Source organism: Bacillus cereus group sp. BfR-BA-01381, assembly GCF_022663555.1.
Classification (GTDB): Bacteria; Bacillota; Bacilli; order Bacillales; family Bacillaceae_G; genus Bacillus_A; species Bacillus_A pacificus.
The window spans coordinates 1-7,577 of sequence record NZ_JAKUFR010000142.1; the positions used below are offsets into that span (position 1 = coordinate 1).

Sequence of the window (7,577 nt, forward strand, 5' to 3'; positions counted from 1 at the left end):
CAACGTACATTACCCTCTTCATTTCAATCCGCCTCCTTTTAAATATATATTCCTTTATGAGGGGCAAATGTCTTGTGATTTTATGGTATATGAAATTATATCGGCGATTTTCCAAATATATCGACCGCAACTCGAAATATATCAGCGATTTTTCAAATATATCGACTTACCGACAAAACGCGACAATCTACGCAAAAAAAAGAGGCTGCTCGTTACGACAGCCTCCCTTATTTTTAGAAGAACAAATGTAAGAAATCTTCTGTTGTAATATTACCGAAGTAGCGTGCGATATCTACACCTTCTAAAGCTGCAGTAAATGCATCTTTATCGAATTGTACGCCTGTTAGACGTTCTTCAATATCATGCACATCTAGTGAACCGAAGAAGTCACCGTAAATTTTGCATTCTGTTACTGTTCCTTTTTTCACTTCAAGACGAACATCAACTTGTCCAACTGGGAAGCGGTGTGAATGTTGTAAGTTGAACTTCGGAGATTTTCCGTAGTTCCAATCCCAATTTTGGTAACGCTCTTCAGAAAGTTTATGGATTTCTTTCCAATCTTCTTCTGTTAATTCATACGTTGGAATTTCTGTTTCCCCTTCGAAAATTGTTTCTAGAAGAAGTTGTCTAAACTCTTCTGTCGTCATTTCTTCGTTCAGGAACTCTGTAATATTCGCAACGCGGCTACGGATTGATTTAATGCCTTTTGATTGGATTTTATCCATTTTTACTTTTAACGCTGATACAACGTGATCGATTTCAGAGTCAAATAGTAACGTACCATGACTGAACATACGACCTTTCGTTGAGAACTGCGCGTTACCTGAAATTTTTCTACCTTCAGCTAAAATGTCGTTACGACCACTTAGTTCTGCATTTACACCTAATTTACCAAGTGCTTTCGTTACAGGCTCTGTGAATTTTTTGAAGTTGCTGAAACTGTCTCCATCATCTTTCGTAATAAAGCTGAAGTTTAAGTTTCCTAAATCATGATATACTGCGCCTCCGCCTGATAGACGACGAACGACATGAATCCCTTTTTCTTTTACGTAATCAGCATTAATTTCTTCTACTGTATTTTGGTTTTTACCAATGATAATAGAAGGTTCGTTAATGTAGAACAGTAAATACGTTTCGTTAATATCTAAATTCTTCACACAATATTCTTCAATTGCTAAGTTTATTCTAGGATCTGTAATTCCTTTATTATCAATAAATAACATCGTATCACCTCATGAGTTCCATACGTAGCCACTATGCGCTAGCGTAATATGGCCACTGAAAATTTGTTTTGCTTCTGTTACTAAATCAGCTGGATTGCCTGTATGCGGTAAGTGCGTTAATAAAAGTTCTTTTACATTCGCATCTTTCGCAATACTTGCTACTTCTGTACTATTCATATGCCCTGCTTTTGCAGCCTCTTGATGTGCATACATATTACACTCACAAATGAAAAGATCAGCATCTTTCGTGAATGGAATAAATTCAGGAATATAACTGGAATCTGCGCTATATACTACAGCGTCATTATCTGCTGTAATACGCATCGCAAAGCATGTAACAGGATGAACAGTTTTTAAGAATGAGATCGAGAACGGTCCAACTTGAAGTGTTTCTTCTGGATTGTACGCGATTCCTTTCGTATGCGGTTCATGCGTTAAAGAGTTGAATCCATTCTCGTCAAACGTATGACCGTATATTGGTAGTTCTGGTAGTTGTCCCTTTGTCGCGCTCGTAATTAATCTCGCATATTGCAATACCCCAATATCTGCAACATGATCGTGATGGTAGTGCGACAGTACAACTGCATCTATATGAGACGGTGTTATATATTTTTGAAGCTGTGCTAGTACACCACTACCACAGTCTACAAGTAAACGAAAACCATCGTGTTCAAACAAATACCCCGACGTTGCTTCTCCCGCTTCTGGAAAGCCGCCCCAAAAGCCGACAACAGTCATTTTCATATGTATCCATCCTTTCTAAAACCGAGTAGAAATGCATGTTTTACTTACATCCTACATTGTTAACTATAATCCATTTCCTAAACTTTTTCATTAATTTTCAATTTTGTTATAAAACAGTTGTTGACTTTCCTTATTTGTACTAATACAATGATAGTAAGAAATGGAAATGGAGGGATTGACATGATCGATCAACCAATGGAGTTTTTCAGAAATTTACCGACGAAAACTTGTGCGCACTGCGGGAAAGAAATTGATGAGCAGCACGAAGCATACCATAACAAATGTGATGACTGCGTTCACGAAGAATAGTAGTTTGTGAACATAAAAAAACCTAGCAGACATAGTCTACTAGGCTAATAACATCGTATCCTTCATCGTTGAACCTTTCACCAAGAGCTCCAGTTCAAACTCATACAATTCTTTTTTTCGATAATTTTTCGTATGGATTTTATCCATCATCAGGTCGACAACTTTTCGGGCCATCTCATCGATTGGCTGTTCAATTGTCGTAATACCTGGCTCTGTAATCTGTGATAAAATTTGATTATCAAAACCGATAACAGCGAGATCATCTGGAATACTCCAGTCATGGCGCTTCGCCTCTGAGATAATTCCAGCTGCTACCTCATCGCCTCCTGCCAAAATCGCGGTAGGATTTTTTTTGTCCTTTAATACTTCATGGAATATTCGTTTTCCATCCTCCCAAGAGAAAGCGTTTTCAAGAAAATCAATCGCTTCTACTTGGCGGCTCTTCTCTGTTATCGCACGTAAAAAGCCCATTTTTCGCTGTTGGCTAACCACTTTGGTTTCGTTACCACGGCAAAAAATAAGATTACGATATCCTTGTTCTAACACATGCTTAGCAGCTATGTATGCTCCTTGCGCATGATCAAACTTCACTGTTGGAATATTTGCTTCCTCAATATATTCATTACATAACACGATTGGACCGTGTTGTAAGTATGGCTCTACATCTTCCCACGGATTTTCTAGTGAACATAGAATAATCCCATCTACTTGCTTCGTAGATAATAATTGTAAATACTCCATCTCTTTTTCCGGTAAATATCTTGTTTGACAAATAATCAGTTTATATTTATGCTCAGAAGCAGCAATCTCGATTGCTTCAATAAATCTACTGAAGAAAGGATTTGTAATCCTTGGAACTAGCACCGCAATTGTTTCTGTTTTTTGTTTACGAAGCCTTCTCGCCGCAGAATTAGGAACGAAGCCTAGATGCTTCATTGCTAATTGAACCCTTTTTTTCTTCTCATCTGAAACATATGGATGATTATTAATCACCCTAGAAACCGTTGTCCTTGATAACCCCGCTAATTTCGCCACGTCCTCTATAGTCGACACGAAATTCTCCCCCTTTGCATGAAAACGTTTTCTTAAATTGATTATATAGTATATTATTGGAAACTGCAACATGGGTTGTTATGATTTTACTATATTAATATTATACATAGGGAAAAGTATGTTAATGGGAGGGGAAAACATACTGCTTTTAGAAGTTTATAGTAAGCATATTTATAAAAATTTGAAGGTGATATTTCATGAATCGGACAGATCGTTTATTAGCCATATTAATTGAATTACAAAGAAGACAAACTGTTACAGCACAAAGCTTAGCTGAAAAATTCGAAACAAGTATAAGAACGATTTATCGAGACATGGATGCACTTAGTGAATCTGGCGTCCCACTTTTCGCCATGCCCGGCCACGGTTATTCATTAATGGATGGTTATTTCTTGCCCCCCATTCAACTTACGCCTGAAGAGGCTGTTACTCTTTTATTAGGAGGTGATTATATCGAGAAAACGTTCACTTCTTCTTTTTCTGTACATGCACGATCAGCAAAAGAGAAACTTGAAATTGTTCTCCCTGCTGATCAACAAAAGAAAGCCCAGGAATTACGAGGAACTTTCCGTTTTCTTTCTCCTATATTTTCACATCAGCAATCTGAACAAGAAAAGCTAGAAAATCAACTTCTCTTATTGCAAGAATCTATTCAAAAAGAACAAGCTGTCTCTTTTTCTTATCGTAAACCGAGGGAAAATACAAAAATGCAGCGGACTGTTCATCCTTACGGCTTAGTCAATATTTCGGGAATTTGGTACATCGTTGCACATTGCTTACTTCGAAAACAAATACGCAATTTTCGTTTAGATCGTATGGATACATTACAGCAAGAACAACAATTTTTCACAAAACCGAAAGACTTTTCTTTACAAAACTATAAGCCTGAAAGCAATCGTACTGTTTCAATCCATTTATTGTTTCCATCTCATATTGCACATAAAATTATTGAATCACGATATTTTTTTATAGATTCATATGAACATAGAGATAACGATTTTCACGTCTTTTTGAAATCAAGAAACATAGACGAAGTGTTTCAATGGGTATTGAGCTGGGGAAGCCAAGTGCAAGTACTTGAGCCAAACGTTCTATCTGAAAAAATCCGTGATGAAGCAAAAAAAATGTTAAAACTTTAATTTCACTACTGACATAATATTGTCAGTAGCCATCCTTTATATTAGGTATTAACAAATACATTTTTGATAAAAAGGAGTTAACGCTATGAAGAAATTTGAAGAATTAGCTACGTATTACATGGAGGAATTAGAAAAATATTCGATAGAACAATTTAGGATCAAACCTTCTGCTGAGGAATGGTCCCTCGGTCAAATGTATAATCATTTAATTACCTCTACATATATGCAGTTAGATGCAATCGCGAAATGTAAAACTGAAATACCATCAGCAACTAACAAGAAAACGGATATGGGTGAGAAAGTATATAAACTTGGTGCTTTCCCGGATATACAAATCAAAGTACCAAATCATCCTGGATATACACCTGAAACTCCCTCTAATAAAGAAGAAATACAGAAGCGTATTCTAGAATTAATTACAATTGTTAAAGACATTGAGCCAACACTTTCTTCTATTCCAAGTGATTGTAAAGTCGAACATCCTGGGCTTGGTTACTTACATGCAGCAGAATGGTTTCAACTTATTTCTATGCATTTTGCACATCATCTTCGTCAGAAAGAAAGATTGGAGACAAAAGTTTTAGTGTGAAAAATGAAAAAAAGGTGGTTTCGTCTATTTCCAAACCACCTTTTTATTTCTATCTTTACGGCTTTGATATTTCCTGCATAAATCCAGCCATACTTGCTAATAAACTAGTAAAAATAAAAAGTACAATAATAAGAGGAATAAGTTTATCCTTATTTAAATTCGTAATCGTTTTTAAACCTATGCCTAATAAAATGTAATACCAAATATTAAATATATCTATTCTTTGAGCGATTGTATGTAAAACCATATTATCCGTTGCTATTGCCCCTAAACTTGTATAAGATATCTCATATCCATTTAGAGACAATGCAATGAATCCATTTAACATCATCCCTAATCGTAATACAAACGAAGCATAAATAATGATAGGAAAGGTTTCTTTATAGGTAATATCCACCCCGAAAAAAATCATAATATTTTTATAGAATATAGGCGCAAAAAATAAAGCTACGATTCCACTGACTGTAGAAATCCCAAATGTGGTAAAGAAAGTTATGTATTTTGGTACAGTAAATCCCGTTTTATCATGAAACATACTAAGCGCAGGATTATTTAAAGCATTCCAAGACATTAAAGCACTTGAAATAATAATAAGAACCATTAAAAGAGCGAGTGGTAAAAATATATTTCTTTGATTCTTCATCCTTTTGAATTGCAGTGTTGGTGAAGTAAACATCCCCAAAATTGATGGTTTCCCTGAAATCTCTTCATGTATGAGACTACTAGCTTGCAAGAAAATCCCCCTTCCTCATTACACTCATAGCTCCTCCCACTTCGTCCACACTTCTCTCCCATTTATACGGTACATATTATCCTCTCTGTCCATAAACCCCTGCACAATAAACTCGCGTCTAATCGTACAAAAATCGTCATGATATTGTTTGATGAATGCATTGATTTCTTTTTCCGTATACTGATTCTCCGCATTTAACTTGCTAATTAAATGCTCTAACAATACTAGTTTTTTCTTCTTTTGACCTGGAATCGATTTTAGACGGTCCTCTTTATCGAAAAAGTTACGAATGGTTGTATCACGAAATTTCCTTTCACTTTCACTCATTTTGTTATCCTCCATCGCTTTTTAAATAATATAACTTTATTGTTTGTCCTTATTATTTTTCTTCATTCTTTTACTTACAACATCCATAAAGTAATACCCGCTAATTAGCACATAATAAACTGCAAGTATTCCTAGTGCATCTTTCATATTTATATATTTTTCTTTATGAAACAAGATAGGTGAAAGGGCGTAAACAAGAAAGATGATTAGCGGATTTAAGATAAAATAATAAGTAAGATTTCCTTTCATCATATCAGCTCCTCTACTCTATGTTTCTCTGTAAATTGTTGTAATTCCTTTTCTTTCGTTTCTATAGTTTTTAGAAAGATTCATATCCGAACTACAAAAAAGATGCCCTGTATTACAATAAAAAAGCACCGAAAAGGTGCTTTTTTCTACGCTTCAACCGATTGATTTTCAGCAATATTTTTAAACTGTCGTTTATGCATCCAAGTTAATGAAGCAATTGTTCCAAGTGATAACACAACGATAAAAATCATGAGTACTCCTATGTTTTGCCACATGAAGTTAAAGTCTCCGCTTGATACGACTGCTTTCAATCCTGATACAGAGTATGTCATCGGTAACCAAGCATTGAATGGTTGTAAAAACTTCGGAATCAATTCTAGCGGGAATGTTCCGGCACTTGTTGTAAGCTGAATAATTAATGTGATGATGGCGATGAAACGCCCTGCATCACCAAATGCTGTTACTAAACATTGAATTAATGCGATAAACGATAAGCTTGTAACGATGCTAAAGAGTATGAAATATGGAATGCTTTGTACTTCTACACCTAATCCGAACAGTAATATGACATCAGCTACTACTGCTTGAATAATACCGACTGATAGTAATACGCCGAACTTACTAATAAACCAGCTAAACCCTGATTTTGGAACACCAACTGTGTCACGTAATGGATATACGATAGATAATAATAATGCCCCAACAAATAAACCGAGTGATAAGAAATACGGTGTAAATCCAGTTCCGTAGTTAGGAACTTCTGCCATTTTCTCTGTCTTCACTTTTACAGGACTTGCAAACATATCATACGTTTTATCGGTTCCTTTTACTTCACCAGTTTTCTCTGCCCCTTCGCCAAGTTTCTCAGCAAGTTCACCTGAACCGTCGTTTACTTTTACGAGGCCATCTGTTACTTTTCCTGATCCGTCTGCTAGTTTATTTACGCCGTCGATTAGCTGGGCTGAGCCTGTTGACATTTTATTTAGGCCACCATTTAGAGTACCTAAGCCGGTTGTTACTTGATTAGATCCATCTGCTAATTGATTTACGCCACCTGCCATTTGGTTTGCTCCTACAGATAATGTACCTAAACCACCTGTTACTTGGCTTGAGCCATCTGCCAATTTCGTTACACCTACAGATAGTGTCCCTAATCCGCCTGTTACTTGACTCGAGCCATCTGCTAATTGATTTACACCACCTGCCATTTG

10 protein-coding genes are annotated in these 7,577 nt (G+C 36.0%); 3 read left to right on the top strand and 7 right to left on the bottom strand.

The window, feature by feature from the left end:
- Positions 1 to 233: 233 nt before the first annotated feature.
- A complete protein-coding gene (locus tag MR079_RS26825) occupies positions 234 to 1,223 on the bottom strand; it encodes a lipoate--protein ligase (protein ID WP_000897255.1) in 990 nt (329 codons plus the stop codon).
- 9 nt (positions 1,224 to 1,232) lie between these two features.
- Complete coding sequence (locus MR079_RS26830) at positions 1,233 to 1,967, bottom strand: MBL fold metallo-hydrolase (protein WP_242294958.1); 735 nt, start codon at positions 1,965 to 1,967, stop codon at positions 1,233 to 1,235.
- A gap of 180 nt (positions 1,968 to 2,147) precedes the next feature.
- Between MR079_RS26830 and yhfH the strand changes: the two genes are divergently transcribed.
- Positions 2,148 to 2,276: a protein YhfH gene (gene yhfH, locus MR079_RS26835; RefSeq protein WP_000567010.1), complete on the top strand. Its 129-nt coding sequence runs from the start codon at positions 2,148 to 2,150 to the stop codon at positions 2,274 to 2,276.
- Positions 2,277 to 2,315: 39 nt separating this feature from the next.
- Here the strand turns inward: yhfH and MR079_RS26840 are convergent, their stop codons facing one another.
- A complete protein-coding gene (locus MR079_RS26840) occupies positions 2,316 to 3,329 on the bottom strand; it encodes a LacI family DNA-binding transcriptional regulator (RefSeq protein ID WP_000103718.1) in 1,014 nt (337 codons plus the stop codon).
- Positions 3,330 to 3,526: 197 nt separating this feature from the next.
- Here MR079_RS26840 and MR079_RS26845 point away from each other — a divergent pair, with 197 nt between their 5' ends.
- A complete protein-coding gene (locus tag MR079_RS26845) occupies positions 3,527 to 4,468 on the top strand; it encodes a helix-turn-helix transcriptional regulator (RefSeq protein WP_242294959.1) in 942 nt (313 codons plus the stop codon).
- 85 nt (positions 4,469 to 4,553) lie between these two features.
- A complete protein-coding gene (locus MR079_RS26850; protein ID WP_139868802.1) occupies positions 4,554 to 5,057 on the top strand; it encodes a DinB family protein in 504 nt (167 codons plus the stop codon).
- 55 nt (positions 5,058 to 5,112) lie between these two features.
- Here the strand turns inward: MR079_RS26850 and yknW are convergent, their stop codons facing one another.
- The 4 genes from yknW to MR079_RS26870 all read right to left on the bottom strand — a co-directional run.
- Positions 5,113 to 5,790: a YknW family membrane protein gene (gene yknW / locus MR079_RS26855; protein WP_139868804.1), complete on the bottom strand. Its 678-nt coding sequence runs from the start codon at positions 5,788 to 5,790 to the stop codon at positions 5,113 to 5,115.
- Between the two features lie 24 nt (positions 5,791 to 5,814).
- Positions 5,815 to 6,117, bottom strand: coding sequence for a DUF2087 domain-containing protein (locus MR079_RS26860; protein ID WP_139868806.1), 303 nt, complete (start codon positions 6,115 to 6,117; stop codon positions 5,815 to 5,817).
- Between the two features lie 36 nt (positions 6,118 to 6,153).
- The gene (locus MR079_RS26865; protein WP_139868808.1) at positions 6,154 to 6,369 is read right to left on the bottom strand and encodes a hypothetical protein; all 216 of its coding nucleotides are present in this window, start codon (positions 6,367 to 6,369) and stop codon (positions 6,154 to 6,156) included.
- A 143-nt stretch (positions 6,370 to 6,512) separates the two neighbouring features.
- Positions 6,513 to 7,577: YhgE/Pip family protein (locus MR079_RS26870; protein ID WP_242294960.1), on the bottom strand; the 1,065-nt coding region annotated here is incomplete at its 5' end.